Here is a 22,242-nt window from a genome sequence, read left to right as displayed (position 1 = left end):
GTCCGCTGCGAATTTCAACCACGAACGGATTGATACCATGCCGGCCTTCAAGACCCTTGACGACCTCACCGATATTGCTGGAAAGCGCGTTCTCGTTCGCGTCGATCTCAACGTCCCGGTTTCTGACGGGAAGGTCACGGATACCACCCGTATCGAGCGCGTTGCGCCTACCATTCTTGAGCTTTCCGGCAAGGGCGCAAAGGTTATCCTGCTGGCCCATTTCGGCCGCCCCAAGGGTGCGCCGGTTGCCGATATGTCGTTAAAACTTATTGCGCCAGCCGTCGAAGAAGTGCTGGACCACGCCGTACTTTTTGCTGGGGATTGCATTGGCGAAGCTGCCGCTTCCGCCGTCTCCGGCATGCAGAACGGCGATATTCTTCTTCTTGAAAACACCCGTTTTCATAAGGGTGAAGAAAAGAACGATCCAGAGTTTACCAAGGCGCTCGCAGCCAATGGTGATCTCTACGTGAACGATGCCTTCTCAGCCGCCCATCGCGCCCATTCCTCCACCGAAGGTTTGGCCCACCACATGCCAGCCTATGCGGGCCGCACCATGCAGGCGGAACTGGAGGCGCTGGAAAAGGGCCTCGGAAACCCCACCCGCCCGGTCGTAGCCATTGTTGGCGGCGCAAAAGTTTCCACCAAGATCGATCTTCTGATGAACCTCGTGAAGAAGGTGGACGCCCTCGTCATCGGCGGCGGCATGGCCAACACGTTCATCGCAGCGCGCGGCACATCCGTGGGTAAATCACTTTGCGAACACGATCTTGCCGAAACTGCCAAGCAGATCATGATTGAAGCAGCGAGCGCACAATGCGCGATTGTTCTGCCCGTTGATGGTGTGGTTGCCCGAGAATTCAAGGCCAATGCTGAAAACGAAGTTGTCGATATCGAAGCCATCCCGGCAGATGCCATGGTTCTCGATGTCGGCCCAAAGTCCGTTGAGGCGGTGAATGAATGGATTGGCCGCGCCCATACGCTGGTGTGGAACGGCCCCCTCGGCGCCTTTGAAATTGCACCTTTCGACACCGCAACCGTTGCTGCGGCGAAGTTTGCCGCCGAGCAAACGGAAGCCGGGAAGCTCGTATCCGTCGCGGGCGGTGGCGATACCGTAGCCGCCTTGAACCATGCAAGCGTTGCCGACGAGTTCACCTACGTCTCAACCGCGGGCGGCGCCTTCCTTGAATGGATGGAAGGCAAGGAATTGCCCGGCGTTTCCGTTCTGACGCGCGCTCAATAAGGCCAGCCTCAATTAGGGCGTGCGGAGCTTATTCCAAGAGCGCCGCAGCCCGCTTTCCACTGATTTAAAAATATTTAGATATTTTAAACGATTGAAACGATTTCAATCGTTTCAATGGCTTAGGTCAGGATTTCCCTTCAAAAAAACTTCTGTTATCCGCGATGTATCAAGCGGAATGACCGCGTTATGCCCCGGTTTCAAGAACAGGAGTTGAGTATGGGATACCCAAAGATGTTGGACAAGATCAGTTCAGCGCAAGGCTTTATCGCAGCGCTGGATCAGAGCGGAGGTTCAACACCGGGTGCCTTGCGTCAATACGGCGTCATGGAAACCGATTATCAGGGCGAAGAGGAAATGTTTCGCCTGATGCACGCCATGCGCGTTCGCATCATGACGGCACCGGCCTTCACGGGCGACAAGGTTATCGGCGCGATCCTGTTTGAACGTACGATGGATGGTGATGTGGATGGCGAGGCTGTTCCCTCCTACCTTTGGGACAAACGCGGCGTCGTACCCTTCCTCAAGGTGGATAAGGGCTTGAACGCTGAAGAAAACGGCGTGCAGACAATGAAGCCCATGCCGGACCTCGACGCGCTTCTGATCCGTGGTCGCGAAAAGGGTATTTTCGGCACGAAGATGCGCTCGGTCGTCGCCAATGCTGATAAGGCTGGCATTGCCGAAGTCGTCAAGCAGCAGTTCGAAGTGGGCCGCCAGATCATTGGCCAGGGCCTGATGCCGATCATTGAGCCGGAAGTTTCGATCAAGAGCCCAACCAAACAGGAAGCGGAAGCCATCCTTCGCGACGAGATTGCCGCCCAGCTGGACAAGCTGCCCGCTGGTGAAACCGTCATGCTGAAGCTGACAATCCCGACCGTGCCGGATTTCTATGCGCCGCTCGTCGCGCACAAGTCAGTTGTTCGTATGGTTGCTCTGTCCGGCGGCTACAGCACGGCTGACGCCTGCGACAAGCTGAAGCGTAACAATGGCATGATTGCCAGCTTCTCGCGCGGCCTGACGGAAGGCCTGCAGGTCTCGATGACCGACGCGGAATTCAACGCAAGTGTTGCGGACAAGATCAATCAGATCCACGACGCCAGCGTCAATAAAGTCGCTTGAAGACAAAGAGGCCGTTGAAGGCCCGAAAGGTCTAGGGAGAGGAGGAAGGTCGCTCTGGCAACGGAGCGGCCTTTCACATTTTCCAAGGTAATCGATCACATACAGCGGATAGGCGCTATCTTTCCTGCTACCTTATCCGCCTGCACGCGAATATCCGGCACAGCAGTGATTTCCCAAAACCGGCCAGCGGTGAGCGCGCCAACCACGTAGATGTGCGGATGCGGATTGCCATCCGCAGCGATGAGATGGGAATCGCTATCGACACAAAGTCCGAGCCCAAGAGGGTCCGCCCCCAATTGTCCGCGGGCCTGCATAGCTTTGAGGAAAGGCGAGTGATCGATGCCTGTCCTTTCCATGCCCGTGCAATTCACAATCCAGTCGGCTGTCAGGCGTTCGGTCGCGTTTCCTCCACGCTTACGGAAAGTCAGGCTGATCCCTTGCGGAGAGGGTGAGGCCTGTTGAAGATAGCCCGCATGAACGCACAACCGTCCGCTTGCGAGAAGTGCTTGCAACGCTTCGCCCACATCCGGCGCAAGGCGGTGGCGATGCACCGTCCACCACGGCAAAGCGTGGCGAAGAAAGCGCTTCTTCTGATCTTCGGACAGAGATTGCCAGAGGGCTTGAGTGTGCGGACGTAGGCCATCCACCACGCCGCGCCATGGTGCGCCGTCTCGGACCCGTTTTCGCAGCGCCTTCAGGAGCAAGCTGATCTGACGTTTCTCTTCCGGCAACTGCGGTGCAACCGGCGTTACCGGCTGCGGATCATGGGCATGGGGAACAAGCCCGCGTCGAGACAGAACATCGATCTGTCCCTTATGCCCCAACAGTTGAAGTGCAAGAACCTGATCGATCATGGTGAGCCCCGACCCCAGGATACAAACCCGGTCATTGGGTTTGACGCGGGACAGCCAGCCCAGCCGCCAGGGATTATCGATCACATGCTGGCGCGCGGTATCCGGTAATTCCTGAAGCGTCTGCGGCGGCGAAGCGCTGCCCACGCCAAGGCACAAAACCGTGCTGCAAGCGACAATCGTATCGCCATGGTCAAGCCGGATCATGGTCGTGTCCGGTGCGATATCGATGCATCCAAGGGCGCGAGCCTTGATGAATTCCACTTTGGCGCGATTGGCGCGATCTCGCAAAAGCGCCGCCAGCCGATCCCGAAGATAGAGGCCGAAATCGCTGCGCAGCGCGAATTGCCCAGGGCCGGTGCTGCGGCCATTCTCCTTCAGCCAATTGAGAAAATCATTCGGCTCATCGGGAAAAATGGACATGCGAGCCGCCGGAACATTGAGGCGGTGAACGTGAAATTCACTGCGATAGGCGGTGCCGCGCCCAAACCCGGGATCGTCTCCAACCACGGCAATTGCGGCAGTGGAAGGCAGTTTGCGAAGGAGATTGATGACAACGGCGATGGCGGAAAAGCCTGCTCCCACTACGGCGACATCGTATTTCATCCTGGCTCCTCTCAGTCAAAATACCATCCGGAATAGACTAGTAATTTGGTAGAGATTTCAAGCAAGAATATTTCAATTCGTTAGGTGAGATCGCGGATCAGCATGGTCAAAGCCCAGCTTGCGAAGGCAATCACAGCGATTTTCCAGAAGTCGGAACGGTAACGCAGGCCCGGCAAACCAAGCGGTTTGATGATGTGAACCGCCATGGCGGCGAGCAGCAGAAGACCGATGAGTTTTGTCATGAATTTCTACAGCTTCTCTGGATCAGCCACAGGCTGGACATTTTTCCCCTGCACCACAGATAGGCAGGAGGGCAGCAGATTCGGAACCTGTTTTTGAGGTGCCGGGAGGTTGGGATTTGGATTGGCAATCCAAAGTCGTGAATATTCACGTCAGCGTCGAAATCTGGTGTACTCGTTTAACCATTGTTGTGGTTCTTTGCCATAACAGTTTTCAAACATTCGAATGCATGCGGTTTCGCTGATGCCTCGTAATATCCTACCTGTCTTTAGTCTGCTTCTCGGCACGCTCTTCCTGTTTCTCGGCAACGGCCTTCAGGGCCTTTTGTTGCCCGTTCGCGGCACGCATGAAGGCTATTCCAACGAAGTGCTCGGCCTTCTCGGCACCACCTGGGCAGCAGGCTTCGTGGCAGGGTGTTTCGTTGCTCCACTGCTCGTGCGCCGCATTGGTCATGTCCGCGCCTTTTCTGGGTTTGGCGCCATCATCTGCCTCAACGTCTTGGTCACCGGCATCTTTGTTCATGATGGCGCATGGCTGCTTCTTCGCGCTGTCACCGGCTTTTGCACCGCTGGCACGTCGATGATTATCGAAAGCTGGCTCAACGAGCGTGCCACGAATGAAAGCCGTGGCGCGATTTTCTCGCTTTATATTGCCATCACTTTGCTGGGCGTCGTGGGCGGCCAATTGCTGGTCGGCCTGGCAGATGTCACCACGCCGCTGCTGTTCATGGTTTGCGGCATTCTATATTGCATTTCCATCCTGCCGACGACCATGTCGACTGCCGCCTCACCGCAACCGCTGAAACGTGTCAGTCTCGATCTTCCAGCGCTCTACCGGAATTCGCCAGTATCCTTCGTTGGTATCCTCATGGTCGGAATTGCCAACGGTGCTTATGGAACGTTGGTTGCCGTCTTCGGCGCCAAGACAGGGCTGCATCAGGGCACCATCGCGGTCATGGTCAGCATCACCATTTTTGCCGGTGCCATCATGCAGTTTCCTGCCGGTCGTCTGTCGGACCGGATGGATCGGCGGTACGTTCTCGCCGCACTCTCAGGATTGGCAGCCGTGGCGGGGCTGCTTCTCGTGGTCCTGGAGCCGATGAACGTCTATGTCATCATCATTCTGGTTGCCACCTATGGCGCAGCCGCCAATGCGCTCTACCCTATTGCCGTGGCGCATGCGAACGACTTCGCCTCACCTGAGGATTTTGTCAAAGTCTCCGGCGGTCTGCTGCTGCTCTTCGGCATTGGAACGATCATTGGCCCGACCCTTGGCGGCCCTGTCATGACCCATTTCGGTGCTCATGCGCTGTTTGCGGTAACGGCCACAGCGCATATGATCGTGGTCGTCTATTCTATTTTCCGCAGCAGAAGACGTGCCGCTCTGCCTACGGCAGAAAAGGATAATTACACCACGGTTCCAGGCGCTGCCGCCCAGCTTTCAACACCGGAAAGCCTGATGCTCGATCCTCGCGCCTCGTCTGAACCGGACAATCGATAACACTGATGACGCAAATGTGAGGCGCGCTTACAGCCATCTATCTGGACGCGCCTCACGACCTCACGCATCCTGCCCTCCATGGTTGACGAGGGGGTAGCATGATGCTGCGGACTTTCGCATTCGCATGGTTCGTGGTCGGTTTGAGTTCTTCCGGCGCGTGGGCCCAAGATCAGGCGCGACCGGCCAGCCAGTGCCAAGCCATCGCGCAATCCCTTCCCAAGGTGCAGTTCGCCAGCTTCCAGCCGCCAAAATTGATAGAGGCAAGGAAAAATCTGGAAGAGGTGCGCATTCGCTGGATCGGCCATTCCACCTACTCCATCGAAACGCCGGACGGAATTCTCATCGCGACCGACTATAGCGGCTATCACAAGCCAGATCGAACGCCCGATGTGGTGACGATGAACAAGGCGCATTCCACCCATTACACGCTGACACCCGAGCCGCAGATCAAGCAGGTTTTAAAGGGCTGGAGTGATAAGCCAGGCCAAAAAGCCGAGCATCACGTGGTGATGGGGGATGCCTATATCCGCAATGTGTCCACCGACATACGTGGCTATGGCGGTTTTGAGGAAAACGGGAACTCGATTTTCATTTTCGAAGTGGCGGGGCTTTGCATCGGCCATCTGGGCCATCTGCATCATGAACTGAGTGATAGCCATTATGCGGAGATTGGGCGGCTCGATGTGCTGATGGTGCCAACAGATGGTGGATTGACCATGGGACCGGAAAGCATGAGCCGCGTCGTTCAACGTTTGCGCTCATCTCTCATATTGCCCATGCACCGCAGCGGACCGCCTTTGGAGCAGTTTCTCGCCATGTTCGACGGCAAATACGATATTGTTTACGCACACGAGCCAGAGATTGTGGTGTCGCTTCGTAATCTTCCCCGCAAACCGCAAATCCTGGTGCCGCAGGGTTTGTGATGTGCACCAAACAAAATCGATGATGAGGACTGTTAAGCTCTGGCGGTCGCCATTAACCTGTCTTATATTCCTGTTGCGGTCTGCGCTTCCCGACAGGAACCACAATCCCTGGGGCCATACTCGATCCAAAGGGAGCTGTCCCTGACCAGGCCCGTGGGCTTGGACATATGGCGCCCACCTACTTTTGTAGGCACCCAGGATCGTAATTATCCATCGGTCGCCGTGGATCGCACCTTTTACCTCCGAAGGATCAACCGAAAGGCGGGTTGTCACACCTTCGTTTTTCCCGTCATGCGCTTGACTTCCTGAAAGCCTGACCCATTTACCCCGGTCGGGGTAAGGGTTTTTAGATATAATGCCATTCGCAAATACAAAATTCGCGCGCTCGTCTTTGATCATGCTCATGATCGGCGCTGCGGTTCTCGCTGCTATCGTCACGTCATCATTCTATCTGGCGCGCTCGACACAAAGCTATTTCGGCGATGTGGTGCGCCTTCGTGATTTGCGTAGCGCCTCTGCCGATATGATGCTGTTCCTGCGCGCCGCGGAAGCTGGTCAACGAGGCTATCTACTGAGCCGTGATCACGAGTTTCTGGAGCCCTATATCGCTGCGACGGACCGCATGGCCAAACAGCGGGATCGCCTGATGGAAACCTATCAGCGCCAGAACGCGGTGGTTTTTCCGTTCGAGCAGTTCAACACCCTGCTGGATGCCAAGCTCGCAGAAATGAAAGAAACGGTTGATCTGGCCCAAGCCGGTCAATTCGATGAAGCTGTGGGGCTGGTTCGCGCCGCAACGGGGCGCGAGTTGATGGACGACATCAGCGCGCTCCTGGTCACTCTTATTCGCGATCTGGATGTCAAACTAAGCTCCGGCGTCGATGAGCTGAACAGCCATGCATCAACCCTGCAATGGGTCACAATCGGCGGTGGCGTGGTCATCCTCATCGTGGTGGGCGGGGCAATCCTCGTGGTGATGCAGCATGTGCGTGAACTTTCCTACGCGCATCGCGAGGTGGAGGCCCTGAATACGGGGCTGGAAGAGCGGGTGAACGAGCGCACCGACGACCTGATGCAGGCCAACCGCGAAATTCAGCGCTATGCCTACATCGTTTCGCATGATCTGAGAGCCCCGCTTGTGAATATCATGGGCTTTACCAGCGAACTGGATCAAACACTGAAGACCATCCGCGCCTATGTGATGGCGGGTGACGCCCAGCCCACGGAAGATCAGGCCCGCGAAGCGCGCCTTGCCGTGGAAGAAGATCTGCCGGAAGCGATTTCCTTCATTCGCTCATCCACCAAGAAAATGGATGGCTTGATCAACGCCATCCTCAAAATTTCCCGCGATGGCAGGCGTGAGCTTAAGCCGGAACGGATCAATCTCCAGGATCTTCTGGAAGCCACAGCTGATAGCATCAATCATCAGGTGACCGATGCGGGCGGAAAAGTGTCGATATCTGTTGCCGCAGCCCGCAATCTGGTGACAGACCGCTTTTCATTGGAGCAGATTTTCGGCAATCTCTTTGACAATGCGGTCAAATATAAAAGTTCAGACAGGCCCCTCACTCTCGACGTGACAGCACAGGCGCTCGGTCGCAGCATGGTGCGCATTGAAGTGAAGGACAATGGTCGAGGCATTGCGCCGGAAGATCATGAGCGCGTGTTTGAACTGTTCCGACGCTCCGGGCGTCAGGATAGTCCCGGCGAAGGGATTGGACTGGCTCATGTTCGATCGTTAGTTAGAAATTTAGGAGGTGAAATTACGGTCACTTCCACCCTCGACGGCGGATCGACTTTTCTTATTCGCTTGCCGATGGACCTTTCCCAACATGTCAGGAGTCCTGGGATATGAAAGCTGCCGGTCGCGAAGTCACCATCGTTATGGTGGAAGATGACGAAGGTCACGCCCGCCTCATCGAGAAGAACGTACGCCGCGCTGGCGTGAGCAACGAAATCATTCCGTTTACCAACGGCAATGCCGCGTTGGATTACATTCTGGGCGAAGACCGCTCGGGCGAGAATATTCAGAACCGCTATATGCTGATCCTGCTCGATCTCAACCTGCCAGACATGTCCGGCATAGACATTCTGGAACGGGTGAAATCAAACGCGCACGCCAAGCGCCTGCCGGTCGTCATTCTCACCACCACCGATGACGAGCGCGAAATTCAGCGCTGCTATGATCTCGGGGCGAATGTATACATTACCAAACCAGTGGACTATGACAGCTTTGCCAATGCCATTCGGCAGTTGGGATTGTTCTTCTCTGTCATGCAGATTCCCTGAACCGCGTAGAGGCCATGCAGCAGACCGTTCTATATGTTGACGACGATGTCGCTCTTGGCCGGCTCGCACAACGCGCGCTGGGTCGCCTTGGCTATTCGGTCGTGCATGTCACGGACGGTCAAGCCTGCCTGGCGGCGCTGGATGACGCAAAATTCGATGCCATTGTGCTTGACCACTATCTCAGCGCGGAAACCGGGCTCGACATCCTACGCAACCTGCGGGAACGTGGTTTTTCCATTCCAACCATCTATGTGACCGGCTCCAGTGAAGCAACGATTGCCGTCGATGCGCTGAAAAGCGGTGCCTCCGACTATGTTATCAAAACCATTGGCGACGAATTTTGGTCGCTGATGGAAAATGCCCTGCGTCAGGCGATTGCCACGGCGGAACTGCACCGCGCCAAGGAATTGGCAGATCAGGAAATCCGACTGGGCAAGGAACGGGCGGAGGTGCTGCTGGCGGAAGTCAACCACCGTGTTGCCAATTCACTGGCCCTGGTGGCCGCGCTCATCCGCCTTCAGGTCAACAACAGCAAGGATGAAGCGGTTCGCGAGGCGCTGACTGAAACGCAGGCTCGGATCACCGCCATAGCGGGCATGCATCGCAGCCTCTACACATCCGACGATGTGCGCCATGTTGAAATGGATAAATACCTGCAAACGCTTGTGCAGGAAGTACAGCGCTCTGTGAATCTCGAAAATTCTGGTCCCTCCATCTCTCTGGATGCCGACCCGGTGTCACTCACCTCGGATAGAGCGGTTTCCGTGGGAATGATCGTAACGGAATTGCTGACCAATGCTTTGAAATACGCTTATCCCGCTGGCTCAAGCGGCGAAGTGCGGGTTCACCTGCGCCGCGGGGATGATGGCTTTGCGTTGCTTGCGGTGGAAGACGATGGAGTTGGCTTGGTAGAGGGCTCGAGCCCGAAAGGCACCGGACTTGGGAGCCGGATTATCCGCTCCATGGCCTCTACGCTCGGTTCATCCGTGGAATATGTCCCCGCTTCGCGCGGCACGCGGGCGGAACTTTCACTTGAACTGGCGAAAAATGCGTGACCGCATTGCATTGACTGGGGCCGGTCTGTAAGATTGCGCGCATACCGTCAGCTGGCTTCGCGAAATCGGAACTTATATGTTCGTTTTGTGTTTGTGCGGCAGGATTGGCCGGCTTTTCGAGCTGATCCGGGATAACCGTGCTTTATTAGGCGGTCAGGGTCCCTGACGAAACTTATGAGCGTCTCTTGTTAACCGAAATATCAATCGTCATTCTTCTAACCATTCTTAACGGCGTTCTCGCCATGTCAGAATTGGCCGTGGTCTCATCTCGACCTGTTCGCCTGAAAGTTATGTCTGAACAGGGCAATCGCGGTGCCGGCCTTGCAATGAAGCTGGCGGACGATCCGGGCCGCTTCCTATCCACGGTTCAAATCGGCATCACGCTGGTCGGCATTCTGTCCGGCGCCTTTTCAGGTGCAACGCTGGGTGCGCGCTTATCAGGCTGGCTGTTGGATCAGGGCCTTCCGCAGGTCTGGGCCGATGGCTTAGGCGTCGGCTCCGTCGTCGTGGCCATCACTTACCTCTCGCTCATCATCGGTGAGTTGGTGCCAAAGCAGATTGCCTTGCGCGCGCCGGAAACGGTTGCGGCGCGGGTTGCCCCCATGATGGTGCTGCTGTCAAAGCTTGCTCTTCCTCTGGTTTGGCTGCTGGATGCCTCGGGCCGCGCAATGCTGGCCCTGCTCGGCCAAAAAGGCGAATCTGAGGAGAAGATGACGGATGAGGAAATCCGCACGGTTCTCGCAGAAGCGCAGATTGCGGGCGTTATCGAAACCGAAGAATCCGCGATGATTTCCGGCGTCATGCGCCTGGCAGACCGCACGGCGCGTGGATTGATGACGCCTCGGCGCGATGTTGAAGTCATAGACATTGAAGACGATCTGGAAGAAATCCGCACGCAATTGCGCACGACACAGCGTTCTCGTCTGCCGGTTCGCAATGGTTCCTCCGATGAAATTCTCGGCGTTCTTTTCGTCAAAGATGTCTATGAATCGATGATGGAAGGCATGGAGCCGGATATTCGTGGCCGGATGCGCGAAGCCCCTGTGGTTTCCGACCTCACTGGCGCACTGGATGTCATTCAGGCGCTGCGCAAGGCCAATGCGCATATGGTTCTGGTCTACGACGAATACGGCCACTTCGAAGGCATCATCACCTCTGGTGATATTTTGGAAGCCATTACCGGCGTCTTTCAGGAAGACGAAGTGGAAGAGCCCGCCATCGTCCAGCGCGAGGATGGCTCCTATCTCGTGGCTGGCTGGATGCCGGTGGATGAATTCGCCCACCAGATGGGCTTTTCCATGAAGGAAGATCCGGACTATGAAACCGTTGCCGGTTTCGTCCTGGATGAGTTGAAGCACCTGCCGGAACTTGGCGAAAAGTTTCAGTGGAACGGCTGGAACTTCGAAGTCATCGATCTGGATGGTCGCCGCATTGACAAGCTGCTTGTTCAAAAGGTGCAGGAAGCAGCATGATGGAGAACGCACAGGCAAAGGCGCGGCTGCGTGCTGAACGTCTTGCCGTGCGAGACCTTCTGGCCCCCGACCAGCGGATTGAAATGAGCCTTGCCCTGGCCGAACACGGACTGTCCGCTATCGAGCTTTCACCGGGCACGATTGTGTCCGGCTTCTCGCCCATTCGCTCCGAAGCCGATCTTCGTCCACTGATGTCCGGCCTCAAGGCAAAAGGTGGGCAACTCTGCCTGCCGGTTATTCTCGATAAGACCACGATTGTGTTTCGAGAGCTGCGGGCGGACCGGGAATTGGTGCCAATGGGCTTCGGCACTTTCGGCCCCGGGCCTGATTGTGAAGAGCTGGACCCGGCCATTATGCTTGTGCCGCTTGCTGCTTTTGACCATACAGGCCAGCGTATCGGCTATGGGGGCGGCTATTACGACCGTGCAATCGAGCGTTTACACAGGAAAGGCCTCTCTCCGCAGTTGATCGGCATTGCCTTCGATTGTCAGGAAGTGGCATCAGTACCTGCAGAATCCCACGATATGCGTCTGCACGCTGTTCTGACTGAAAGCGGACTGAGACGCTTCAACAGCTGAACGGATAGGCATGCGACTTCTTTTTCTGGGCGATATGGTTGGCAAGACAGGACGCACCGCCGTCTGGGATCGCCTGCCGGGCCTGATCTCTGACCTCAAACTCGATTTCGTTGTGGTGAACGGCGAAAATGCAGCAGGCGGCTTCGGTATTACGGAAGATATCTTCCTTGAAACCATCAATGCTGGCGCGGATGTCGTTACCACAGGCAATCATGTTTGGGACCAGAAGGATGCCGTTGCTTTTGCTGGCCGGCATGACCAGTTCTTGCGCCCGGCCAACTATCCGGCAGGAACGCCGGGGCGCGGCTCCGGTCTCTTTTATGCTCGCAATGGTGCGCGCGTACTGGTGTCCAACATCATGGGCCGTGTGTTCATGCACCCGGAACTGGACGACCCCTTTAAAAGCGCTGAAGCCATTCTCGATGCCTGCCCGCTGAAGGAACAGGCAGACGCCGTTATCTTTGATTTTCATGCGGAAGCCACCAGCGAAAAGCAGTGCTTCGGCCACTTTGTCGATGGCCGTGCGAGTTTCGTTGTCGGCACCCATACCCATGTTCCAACGGCTGATCACCAGATCCTCAATGGCGGCACCGCCTATATGTCCGATGCGGGCATGTGTGGTGACTACGATTCCTCTCTCGGTATGGAGAAGGAAGAGCCGCTCAACCGGTTCATTTCGAAGATGCCAAAGGGGCGTTTTGAGGCTGCGAGCGGCCCGGCTACCATTTGTGGTGTCGGTGTGGAAATTTCAGACACCACTGGTTTGGCGGAAAAGATTGCACCGCTGCGTATTGGTCCCCGACTTGCAGAAACGATCCCCGAATTCTGGCGCTGATTGGAGTTTCCCATGAGCCTCTTCGATGATGACCGCCCCAAGAAGGTCAATACACACGAGATTGGCTGCGACATTTCGCAGCTTTCAGCGGATGAGCTGGAGAGGCGCGTTACCCTTCTGGAGGCCGAGATCGACCGGCTGCAAGAAGAACGAGCCCGCAAAGACGCCGGGCGGGCCGCTGCAGAGAGCTTTTTCAAGCGGTAATTCGCCCAAGCTTTCTGCAAATAACATGTTCGTTACCGTACGAATCACCGGCAAGTTTTGGATGATATTGCTCCGCCTGCACCAGAATAGGTTAAAGCAACACAAAGAATTTATAGTTTTTGAGAGTGCATTTACCGTCTGTTAAGCATTTTCGGTAATGATGCTCTTGTCCGGGCTTCCTGGACTCAGACGGTTTCTCCTATCGGCGGATTGGTCTGATTCTCCCTGTTTTACCTTGAGAGCCGCTTTCGCGGCTCTTTTTTTTGATTATGCTGTGTAAACTGTGGGAATTAACCTTTCTTTAAGAAACGGCTTGCGGAATTCAGCTACTGGCATCATCTTCTGGTCATGAAGTCGACAGCGGAACTTTTAATGAGTTTCGTCATTGCCTGATCAAGTGGATGCGTTAGCAGGATTATCTCGATGTCAGAACAGGTATTGAATACCGTCAGTTTCGCGGGCCGCGCCGCTAGCTCTTCGCAGTTCAAGGCGCTCTACACAGAGGGCATGTCCCTCGTGGAAGAAACCGCCGCCTATCTCGATGGTCCGGGCCGTGCAGCATCCAAGGTGCTGCCACGTAATGCCACGGTCCTTTACGCCGCAGAATCGATGCGCCTGACCACTCGCCTGATGCAGATGGCGTCCTGGCTGCTGCTCCAGCGTGCGGTTAACAATGGCGAGATGAGCCATGACCAGGTATTGAGCGAGAAAAACAAGGTCCGCCTTGACGGTTTCAACGTAGACCGCATGGCACCGGGCTGGGGTGACCTGCCGGAAGCATTCCGGGAATTGGTCGAGCGCTCCTTGCGCCTCCAGAACCGCGTTTCTCTGCTGGACCGCGAAATCTATCGGCCACAGGAAGCAATTGTTCCAGACAACGAGAACAGCGTTCGTGCGCAACTCGATCTGCTGCGGACAGCATTCACGAACTAAGTAGAATAAAGAACAATAAAAAAGCCGCTGAAACCCAGTTTCATCGGCTTTTTTTTAATTCGGTGAAGCCTTTACGGCTGCGCGACGGTGGTCGTTACCGTCGCTGTTCTGGCAACCGGTTCTGCAATCTTGGCAGCTGGCTTCTTTTGCGCAACCGCGGGTGCGGCAGGAAGGTAGCGATCAAGCAGGCCCTTCATAATCTCATCGCGCTCCTGAGCGGTCTTGCCGCCCAGCACGACACCCACGAGGCTCACCCCTCCCCGCTCAACAGAGGTTACGAGGTTATAACCGGACGCATCCGTATAGCCGGTCTTGATTCCGCTCGCGCCGGGATAGGTATTCAGCACACCATTGTGACCGCGAATCTTCATGTGTCGAAAGGTGATCGTGCGGGCGGAAAACATCTTGAACTCCTCGGGGAAGTCCCGCATCAGCGCCATGCCAAGCTTTGCCATATCCGCTGCTGTTGTCACCTGCTGCGGATCGGGCAGACCGGCTGGGTTGCGGAAAACAGTGTCCGTCATACCAAGCGCATGAGCCTTCGCCGTCATCATCTGACCAAAGCCCTCTTCGCTGCCGCCGAAATGCTCGCCCATCGCAACCGCCGCGTCGTTGGCGGAAATGACGATCATTCCCTCTACAGCCTCGCGCACGCTGATGGTGTTTCCGGCGCCAATCGCAAACTTGAACGGCTCCTTGTTGTTCGCATTTTCCGAAATGGTAATGCGATCCGTCCACTTGAGCTTGCCGGAATGCAGCGCTTCAAAGGTCATGTAAAGCGTCATCATTTTCGTCAGGGAGGCCGGATAGTGCAGCTCCGTTGCGCGATCCGCTTCCAACACTGCGCCAGTTTTCACGTTCAGGACGATGCTGGCCTGGTCGGCCATTGCAGCAGCGGTGGAGAGAAGAAGAGTTGCTGCCGCAGCAAGCGGCATCAAGGAGCGACGAAGCATAGATAGCATAAGGGAAACTCGATCTTTCGGCACCCTTTTAACAGAGCGCCATCAGTCAAAGAAAAACCGCCCGGACCTTGGGTTCGGGCGGTGCGAAATCGTCAGATTGCCGGATGAAGCCCGGCCAAGCAATTAGAGGCCGAGGCCGCCGAAGCGCTTGTTGAACTTGGAAACGCGGCCGCCGCGGTCCATAAGCTGCTGGTTGCCGCCAGTCCAAGCTGGATGCGACTTGGAGTCGATTTCCAGGTTCATGACCGCGCCTTCCGAACCCCAGGTGGAGAAGGTTTCGTACTCGGTGCCGTCGGTCATGACGACCTTGATCTTGTGGTAGTCTGGATGAATATTGGCCTTCATGACACTCTTCCTGCTGTGCGGGGTCTTTTTGTCGCAATTGCAGCGAGCGACCCTATTCCGTAATGAAGCCGTGCACCCGAAGGCCACGGCTTTCCAATTCGATGCGGAGCCTATACAGGAAGGTCTCTCAAAGCACAAGTACCTGCAAAGCAGCCCACAAGTACTGTTTTGCTGCAGCCAAGACGGAATTGCCGATGACAGCTGAGAAGACCCGCCGCTCCCCACAGCCTTTGCTGCGGCTCATGCCCTATGTGCTGCGCTACAAGAAGATGGTGGCTTTGGCAGGTGTTTTCCTGACAATAGCAGCGGTGACAACGCTCATCCTGCCGCTGGCCGTCCGGCGCATGATCGATCACGGCTTTGCTGCGTCAGACAGTACCTTCATCAATAGCTATTTCGGCATGTTGCTGGGTCTTGCCTGTCTCCTCGCGGTATCGAGCGCCATGCGCTACTATTACGTCATCACCATCGGTGAACGTGTGGTGGCGGATCTGCGCGGCGAGGTTTTCGCTCGTGTCACCTCGCTCTCACCATCCTTTTTCGATGTCAATCAATCCGGCGAAATCGTCTCCCGATTAACCGCGGATACAACCCAAATCAAATCTGCTTTCGGCTCGGCGGCATCGCAGGCGCTGCGCAACACGATCCTCTGTCTTGGCGCGATGGTCATGATGATCCTCACCAGCCCCAAGCTCTCCATGCTGGTGCTGGGTGCCATTCCTCTCATAGTCTTTCCGCTCGTTGGTTTTGGCCGTTCGGTGCGCCGCCGAGCCCGTGCGGCGCAGGATACGCTCGCGGCAACCTCGGCTTTTGCTTCAGAGACCATTTCCGCTAACCGCACCGTCCAATCCTTTGGCGCGGAACAGGCGGCGACCGCACGCTACACATCCACGGTTGAAGATGCCTATGATGCCGCACGCGTGGCCATTCGTTCGCGCGCCTTCCTCACCGGCTTTGCTATTCTCATGGTGTTTGGCAGCATTGTCGGCGTGCTTTGGTACGGCGCGCAAAGCGTACTGGCAGGAACGCTGACTGCCGGAACGCTCGGTCAGTTCGTTCTCTATTCCGTCATCGCCGCAAGCTCGCTCGGGCAGCTCTCGGAAGTCTGGGGTGATCTGTCGCAGGCAGGTGGTGCCGCCGAGCGCCTGACAGAGCTACTGCGCGAAGTTCCCGCCATTCGTGATCCGCAATCCCCGCTGCCCCTGCCATCATCCCCGCGCGGTGAAGTGCGTTTTGAGGCTGTGGAATTCCATTATCCCACACGCCCCGGTGCGCCTGCCTTGCATGGCCTCTCTTTCCATGTAAAAGCTGGGGAAACGGTTGCTATTGTCGGTCCATCTGGTGCTGGCAAAAGTACAGTGCTTTCACTGTTGATGCGTTTTTACGATCCGCAAAGCGGGGCAATCCGGCTGGATGGCGTGGATTTGCGCCAAGCACGGCTTGCGGAATTCCGCAGCCGTCTCGCCATCGTGCCGCAGGATGTCACGATCTTTGCCGCTTCCATTCATGATAACATCGCCTTCGGCCAGCCTGGCGCCAGCCGAGAAGCCGTGCGTGAGGCAGCCATTGCGGCACAGGCCGACGAGTTCATCTCCCGCCTCGACCAAGGCTACGACACCATGGCGGGAGAGCGAGGTGTTACCCTCTCCGGCGGCCAGCGCCAGCGCATTGCAATCGCCCGCGCGATCCTGAAAAATGCGCCTGTCCTGCTTCTGGATGAAGCCACTTCTGCGCTTGATGCCGAAAGCGAAACGCTCGTTCAAAAGGCATTGGATGGCCTGATGCGGGATCGCACCACCATCGTCATTGCCCATCGCCTCGCCACCATCCTTAAGGCAGATCGCATTCTGGTCATGGATAATGGCATGATCGTCGAAGAAGGCACACATCAACAGCTTGTGGCACAGGGCGGTCTTTATGCGAGCCTTGCCAAACTTCAGTTTGAGGCTGGCAACCCCGCCATCGCAGCGCAATGACCCATTGAGCGCGGGTGGAGTTCCACCCACGCTGGCGAGTGGAATGGGTGGAGTTCCACCCATCGTTCATCACAGTGGCTCGCCTCTATCCCTTTCGCAATGCAAATGAGTTGTCATGAACAGCATCCCGCCAACAATCGCCTCAGCTTAAAGCGGAGGAGGTAGCCGCTTTGGGACGATCATGTCTGCGGAGGAGATGCACATGAAACTGATCAGGAAAATTTGGGCAGCGGGTGTCATTGCTGGCCTGTTAGCCGCTTCGCCGGCTCTTGCAGAATATCCCGAAAACACCATCACACTGGTCGTGCCGTTTGCGGCAGGCGGTTCAACGGATGTCGTGGCACGGGTGATTGCAGAGCGCATGTCTGCCGATCTTGGCCAGCAGGTGATCATCCAAAATGTCGCGGGCGCAGGCGGCAGCCTCGGCGCGGCAAACGTGGCGCGCGCGGAGCCGGATGGCTACACCATTCTCATGGGAACGGTTGCCACACACGCGCTCAATCCCCTGATGCTGAAGGCCAAGCCATACGATGCGGAAAAGGATTTCGCCCCGGTTTCGCTGCTCGTTGTTGTGCCGAATGTGCTGGTGGTGAATCCGGAGCTTCCCGCCAAGAGCGTGAAGGAGTTGCTGGCGCTGCTGAAAGCAGAACCTGACAAATACAGCTATGCCTCATCGGGCAATGGCACGCCGCTGCACCTCTCTGGCGAATTGTTCAACTCCATGGCGGGCGTTAAGATGCAGCACGTTCCCTATAAGGGTTCCGGGCCTGCCTTGAACGATGTTATCGGGAACCAGGTACCGATCATGTTCGACAACCTGCCCTCCTCCTCCGGCCACATCAAGGCTGGCACATTAAGAGCGCTAGCCGTAACCACCGCGGAACGCGCACCCTCCTTCCCCGATGTGCCGACCATGGCGGAAGCCGGAATTCCAGGTTACGAGACATATACTTGGAATGCGCTGTTTGCCCCGGCTGGCACGCCAAAGCCAGTCATTGATCGATTAAACGCCGCTGCCAAGGCAGCGTTAGCCTCCCCGGCTGTTGCGGAACGCATGAAGGAATTCAGCGCCAGCATCGTTGCCTCTACGCCGGAAGCTCTGGGCGAGCATGTGAAGGCGGAGCTTGCCAAGTGGCAACCGGTGGTCAAAAGCGCCAATGTTTCGCTCGACTAACACGACGTTCTGGTCGTCACGTTCCTGCGTGGCGACCAGCAATTCGGCCAGAGAACAGGCATCCGCCGAGGAATGTGCCTTCCAAAGCGTTGTAGCCATGCACTCCGCCGCCGCCGAAGCCCGCAGCCTCACCAGCAGCGTAAAGCCCCGGCACTGGCTCGCCTTCTCCATCCAGCACGCGACCCTGTAAATCGGTATGAATGCCGCCCAGCGTCTTGCGGGTCAGAATGTGCAGGCGCACAGCGATTAAAGGCCCGGCGGAAGGATCGAGCAGACGGTGCGGCTTGGCAGTTCGCATCAACTTGTCACCCAGATAGCGACGAGCGCCACGGATGGCCGTAACCTGCGCATCCTTGCTAAATGCGTGGTCGATCTCCCGATCCCGCGCTTCGATCTGATTGCGCAGATGGTCCAGGTCAAGCCGCTGTTCACCGCTAATGGCGTTCATGCCAACGACCAGATCATCCAGGCGGTCGCGAACGACAAAATCCTCACCCTTATCCATGAAGGCTTGAATCGGCGCAGCAGGGTTCTTGCCCAAGCGCTTGAGCAGCAATGGAATATTTCGCTCCGTCAGGTCCGGGTTCTGCTCCGAACCTGAGAGTGCGAATTCCTTCTTGATGATGGATTTGGTGAGAACGAACCAGCTGTAATCTGATTTTCGCTCGCGCAATATCTTGAGCGTCCCCAAGGTATCGAAACCGGGCATGGCAGGCGTGGGAAGACGGTTTCCATCCGCATCGCACCAGAAAGAGGATGGACCGGGAAGAATACGAATACCGTGGTTAGGCCAGATAGGAGCCCAATTTCGCAAGCCCTCGGTATAATGCCACATGCGGTCACGGTTGATGATCGAGGCACCGCTTTCCTCAGCGATACCGATCATTCGTCCATCCACATGACTGGGTACACCGCTTACCATGCTGGCAGGAGGCTCGCCAAGGCGGTCGCGCGGCCAGTTGCGGCGGACCAGTTCATGGTTTCCGCCGATGCCGCCAGAGGCAATAATGACAGCATCAGAGCCGAGTTCAAAATCGCCTGTGACCACTCGGGAGCTCGTTTCGCCCCTCAAGACGGGGTCAAGCGCGAGAACACGGCCCGCGACACCGCAAACAGACGATCCAGCCTTGATCAACCGGTCAACCTGATGCCGGAACTTCAGGACCAACCGTCCCTTTTCCACCTCATCCTGTGCAAGCTTCAGGAACGGCTGCAACACGCCAGGACCGGTTCCCCAGGTCACGTGGAAGCGAGGCACGGAATTGCCGTGTCCATGGGCATGTGCGCCTCCGCGTTCGGCCCAACCGACCACGGGAAACCAGCGCATGCCTAAGCGATGCAGCCAATCCCGCTTTTCGCCGGCCGCGAACTGAAGATAGGCTTCTGCCCATTGGCGTGGCCAGTGATCCTCAGGACGATCAAAAGCCGCAGAGCCAAACCAGTCCTGCCTTGCAAGATCGAGCGTGTCGCGAACGCGCATTCGGCGCTGCTCTGGGCTATCGACGAAAAATAGTCCGCCCAATGACCAGAAGGCCTGCCCGCCGAGGTTTTGCGATCCTTCCTGATCAATAAGACAAACGCGCTTGCCTCGTGCGCAAGCCTCTGTGGCAGCGACCAGCCCAGCAAGCCCACCGCCAATCACCAGAATATCGTATTGTTCCATGCGCCTTCTCCATCCCCAACTTACTTTTACGCGAACGTAAGTCAGAGGCAAGCAGGCGACAGATCAGCGCTCCGTCAATTTCAGCTCAATGCGGCGGTTTTGGGAACGCACCTCCGGTGTGTCACCTTCCGCAATCGGTTGATATTCGCCAAAGCCTGCAGCGACCAGACGGTTGGCGGGAACACCCTTGGAAATGAGATATTTAACAACCGAAGTGGCACGTGCGGACGAAAGTTCCCAGTTGTCTCGATACCGACCCGAGCCGCTTAAAGGTGCGTTGTCAGTATGACCATCAACGCGCAGAACCCAGTTGATTTCCGGCGGAATTTCCTGCGCCAGTTGGAGAAGCGCGGTGGCGAGCTTATCCATTTCCGCGCGGCCTGCATCATCCAGATCAGAGCCGCCAACGGGGAAAAGAACCTCCGACTGAAAAACGAAACGGTCACCAACGATGCGGATGTTTTCGCGATCGGAGAGAATTTCCCGCAACCGTCCAAAGAAGTCGGAACGGTAGCGGTTCAACTCTTGAACCCGCTGAGCGAGCGCCACGTTCAATCGCCGGCCGAGATCGGCAATCTTCGCCTGTGAGTTCTGGTCCTTGGCCTCTGATGCCTGAAGTGCTGCCTCGACGGCTGCGATCTGAGCCCTCAGTGCGGCAATCTGCTGGTTCAGCAGTTCAACCTGGCTCATGGCGCGGGCACTGACCTGCTGCTCCTCGTTCAACTTCTCGGTCAAGGCACCAATGCGGGCATTGGCGGTATCGCTGGCTCCCGCCCCCTTATCAAGCAGAGCTTGCAGGCGTGATCGTTCTGTCTCTGAGGCGGAAAGCGAGGCCTGGAGGTTCGCCAGCGCATCCTCCACATCCTGCTTGCCGCCTTTTTCCAGCGCCAGCAGTTCGGTCAGTTCAGCGATCTGGCTGTTCAGCCGGTTCAACACCTCATCGCGCCCGGTGATTTCCCGCCCTAGGATGAACTGGGCAAGAACAAACACGGTGAGCAGAAACATGATGGCCAGAAGCAGCGTCGATAGCGCATCGACGAAACCCGGCCAATAATCGACACCGCGTTCGCGACGTCTGTTGCGGCCAAGCGCCATCGCTTACTTCTCCCCGATCCGGTCGGAGAGTCTGTCCAGAGCGCGACGCATGGCCTTGGCTTCTTCCTGCTGGGCCTCGATCCAGTCGCGCAACATCTGCTGCTCATTACGCATGTTCTTCACAAGGCCCTGAATGCTTTCCGCCAACTGGCTCATGGCAGCGGTGGAGCGCTCTGCCTGCGCGGTGCCATCCGTCTTGGTCTGCTGGGCAGTCAGCTTGCGCAACTGCTCTACAACGCGGCGCAACTCATCCGCCGTATTGCCGGAGATGCCTTCACCAGCGGGCAATTCCGCCTCTACTTCCGTGACGGACGACAACCAGTTTTCAAGCTCGGTGTAGAACCGGTTCTGCGCACGCCCCGCCTGCAAGTCGAGGAACCCCAGGATAAGGGAGCCTGACAAACCAAGCAGCGAAGATGAAAACGCCGTTCCCATGCCAGACAGAGGCGCGGTGAGACCGCTCTTCAGGGCGCTCAAGATATCCGTATTGCTACCGGAATTCGGATCAAGGCTCTGAATGACAGTGCTGATCGACCCGATCGTGCCGATAAGGCCCCAGAAGGTGCCGAGCAGACCAAGAAATACCAGAAGGCCGATGAGATAGCGGGAAGTATCGCGTGATTCATCCAGGCGCGTACCAATCGAATCGAGGATCGACCGCAAGACATTGGCGGACAAGGCAACCCGTTGACGGCGACCGAGCAGTGCACGCATGGGCGCGAGCAGCTTGGGGTCTTTTCCAACCCGGTCAGCACTGCCTGCCGCGCGGAAGGAATTAAACCAGCGCACCTCCGGGATGAGGCTGATGACTTGGGTGAAGATGAGGATAACACCAATGGCTAGAACGGCGAGAATAAGGCCGTTCAGGCCCGGATTCGTCATGAAGGCGGTGTGCGCCTGCCGGTAGAGGATGGCGGCGATAAACCCGACAATGATCAGGAAGATCACCATGGTCCAGATGACGGAGCCGGGGTTGGACAGCTTGTAGCCATGATGGCGCGGCGCCATTTCCGCCCCGTTGACATCCTCAAGGGTATCATTCGCCATGTGCACGCAACCTCTCTTACGACCTGTGGCGGGGAAGCTAGTGCAAAAATGGGACGAATTGAAGTGATGGCAATTCGGAAATCTGCGGAAATTCAGCGCGTTCGCAGAAAGACCAATCTTGCGCACTCATCTTGCTCA

21 protein-coding genes and 1 other RNA gene are annotated in these 22,242 nt (G+C 56.8%); 15 read left to right on the top strand and 7 right to left on the bottom strand.

All coding sequences use genetic code 11. The features are described 5' to 3' along the window. Positions 1-37 precede the first annotated feature (37 nt). On the top strand, positions 38-1,240 hold the full coding sequence (locus AC0JZ1_RS05045; protein WP_471881328.1) for a phosphoglycerate kinase: 1,203 nt from the start codon (positions 38-40) through the stop codon (positions 1,238-1,240). A 216-nt stretch (positions 1,241-1,456) separates the two neighbouring features. Then, complete coding sequence (locus tag AC0JZ1_RS05040) at positions 1,457-2,356, top strand: fructose bisphosphate aldolase (protein WP_471881327.1); 900 nt, start codon at positions 1,457-1,459, stop codon at positions 2,354-2,356. Between the two features lie 95 nt (positions 2,357-2,451). Here AC0JZ1_RS05040 and AC0JZ1_RS05035 read toward each other — a convergent pair whose 3' ends face one another. Together AC0JZ1_RS05035 and AC0JZ1_RS05030 are read right to left on the bottom strand one after the other, a co-directional pair. Continuing rightward, complete coding sequence (locus AC0JZ1_RS05035) at positions 2,452-3,813, bottom strand: FAD/NAD(P)-binding protein (RefSeq protein ID WP_471881326.1); 1,362 nt, start codon at positions 3,811-3,813, stop codon at positions 2,452-2,454. A gap of 80 nt (positions 3,814-3,893) precedes the next feature. Next, complete coding sequence (locus AC0JZ1_RS05030; RefSeq protein ID WP_471881325.1) at positions 3,894-4,055, bottom strand: hypothetical protein; 162 nt, start codon at positions 4,053-4,055, stop codon at positions 3,894-3,896. A gap of 241 nt (positions 4,056-4,296) precedes the next feature. Here AC0JZ1_RS05030 and AC0JZ1_RS05025 point away from each other — a divergent pair, with 241 nt between their 5' ends. From AC0JZ1_RS05025 to rcdA, 11 genes are all read left to right on the top strand, one after another. Continuing rightward, complete coding sequence (locus tag AC0JZ1_RS05025; protein ID WP_471881324.1) at positions 4,297-5,553, top strand: MFS transporter; 1,257 nt, start codon at positions 4,297-4,299, stop codon at positions 5,551-5,553. A gap of 98 nt (positions 5,554-5,651) precedes the next feature. Further along, on the top strand, positions 5,652-6,476 hold the full coding sequence (locus tag AC0JZ1_RS05020; protein ID WP_471881323.1) for an MBL fold metallo-hydrolase: 825 nt from the start codon (positions 5,652-5,654) through the stop codon (positions 6,474-6,476). A 74-nt stretch (positions 6,477-6,550) separates the two neighbouring features. Further along, positions 6,551-6,709, top strand: a non-coding RNA gene (ssrS, locus tag AC0JZ1_RS05015) — 6S RNA. A 170-nt stretch (positions 6,710-6,879) separates the two neighbouring features. Then, positions 6,880-8,331 carry a sensor histidine kinase gene (locus AC0JZ1_RS05010; protein WP_471881322.1) on the top strand — a complete coding sequence of 484 codons (1,452 nt, stop codon included), beginning with the start codon at positions 6,880-6,882 and terminating at the stop codon, positions 8,329-8,331. Then, complete coding sequence (locus tag AC0JZ1_RS05005) at positions 8,328-8,765, top strand: response regulator (RefSeq protein WP_471881321.1); 438 nt, start codon at positions 8,328-8,330, stop codon at positions 8,763-8,765. Before AC0JZ1_RS05010 ends, AC0JZ1_RS05005 begins: the two co-directional genes overlap by 4 nt. Before the next feature lie 14 nt (positions 8,766-8,779). Continuing rightward, a complete protein-coding gene (locus AC0JZ1_RS05000) occupies positions 8,780-9,820 on the top strand; it encodes a sensor histidine kinase (RefSeq protein WP_471881320.1) in 1,041 nt (346 codons plus the stop codon). Between the two features lie 185 nt (positions 9,821-10,005). Continuing rightward, complete coding sequence (locus tag AC0JZ1_RS04995; RefSeq protein WP_471881319.1) at positions 10,006-11,292, top strand: hemolysin family protein; 1,287 nt, start codon at positions 10,006-10,008, stop codon at positions 11,290-11,292. After that, positions 11,292-11,870 carry a 5-formyltetrahydrofolate cyclo-ligase gene (locus AC0JZ1_RS04990; RefSeq protein ID WP_471883361.1) on the top strand — a complete coding sequence of 193 codons (579 nt, stop codon included), beginning with the start codon at positions 11,292-11,294 and terminating at the stop codon, positions 11,868-11,870. Before AC0JZ1_RS04995 ends, AC0JZ1_RS04990 begins: the two co-directional genes overlap by 1 nt. Before the next feature lie 10 nt (positions 11,871-11,880). After that, on the top strand, positions 11,881-12,705 hold the full coding sequence (locus AC0JZ1_RS04985; RefSeq protein ID WP_471881318.1) for a TIGR00282 family metallophosphoesterase: 825 nt from the start codon (positions 11,881-11,883) through the stop codon (positions 12,703-12,705). A 12-nt stretch (positions 12,706-12,717) separates the two neighbouring features. After that, entirely contained in the window at positions 12,718-12,909 is a 192-nt protein-coding gene (locus AC0JZ1_RS04980; protein WP_471881317.1) for a DUF1192 domain-containing protein, read from the top strand. Positions 12,910-13,332: 423 nt separating this feature from the next. Next, positions 13,333-13,842, top strand: coding sequence for a protease adaptor protein RcdA (gene rcdA / locus AC0JZ1_RS04975; protein WP_471881316.1), 510 nt, complete (start codon positions 13,333-13,335; stop codon positions 13,840-13,842). Between the two features lie 71 nt (positions 13,843-13,913). Here rcdA and AC0JZ1_RS04970 read toward each other — a convergent pair whose 3' ends face one another. Both AC0JZ1_RS04970 and rpmE read right to left on the bottom strand, forming a co-directional pair. Beyond that, positions 13,914-14,804, bottom strand: a complete 891-nt coding sequence (locus AC0JZ1_RS04970; protein WP_471881315.1) for a D-alanyl-D-alanine carboxypeptidase family protein — start codon at positions 14,802-14,804, stop codon at positions 13,914-13,916. 123 nt (positions 14,805-14,927) lie between these two features. Then, positions 14,928-15,149 (bottom strand): 50S ribosomal protein L31, encoded by a 222-nt coding sequence (gene rpmE / locus AC0JZ1_RS04965; protein ID WP_165217843.1) that lies wholly within the window; start codon positions 15,147-15,149, stop codon positions 14,928-14,930. Between the two features lie 194 nt (positions 15,150-15,343). Between rpmE and AC0JZ1_RS04960 the strand changes: the two genes are divergently transcribed. Beyond that, on the top strand, positions 15,344-17,125 hold the full coding sequence (locus tag AC0JZ1_RS04960) for an ABC transporter transmembrane domain-containing protein (RefSeq protein WP_471881314.1): 1,782 nt from the start codon (positions 15,344-15,346) through the stop codon (positions 17,123-17,125). A 202-nt stretch (positions 17,126-17,327) separates the two neighbouring features. Continuing rightward, a complete protein-coding gene (locus AC0JZ1_RS04955) occupies positions 17,328-18,299 on the top strand; it encodes a Bug family tripartite tricarboxylate transporter substrate binding protein (protein WP_471881313.1) in 972 nt (323 codons plus the stop codon). 16 nt (positions 18,300-18,315) lie between these two features. Here AC0JZ1_RS04955 and AC0JZ1_RS04950 read toward each other — a convergent pair whose 3' ends face one another. The 3 genes from AC0JZ1_RS04950 to AC0JZ1_RS04940 form a co-directional block, all read right to left on the bottom strand. Continuing rightward, positions 18,316-19,962, bottom strand: coding sequence for an FAD-binding dehydrogenase (locus tag AC0JZ1_RS04950; protein WP_471881312.1), 1,647 nt, complete (start codon positions 19,960-19,962; stop codon positions 18,316-18,318). Positions 19,963-20,025: 63 nt separating this feature from the next. Next, entirely contained in the window at positions 20,026-21,057 is a 1,032-nt protein-coding gene (locus tag AC0JZ1_RS04945; RefSeq protein ID WP_471881311.1) for a peptidoglycan -binding protein, read from the bottom strand. A gap of 3 nt (positions 21,058-21,060) precedes the next feature. Further along, positions 21,061-22,104 (bottom strand): flagellar motor protein MotA, encoded by a 1,044-nt coding sequence (locus AC0JZ1_RS04940; RefSeq protein ID WP_471881310.1) that lies wholly within the window; start codon positions 22,102-22,104, stop codon positions 21,061-21,063. Positions 22,105-22,242: the final 138 nt, after the last annotated feature.

This window comes from Affinirhizobium capsici, assembly GCF_977018625.1.
Note: the sequence above shows the minus strand (reverse complement) of the source record. Positions and strands in the feature narration are given on the sequence as shown.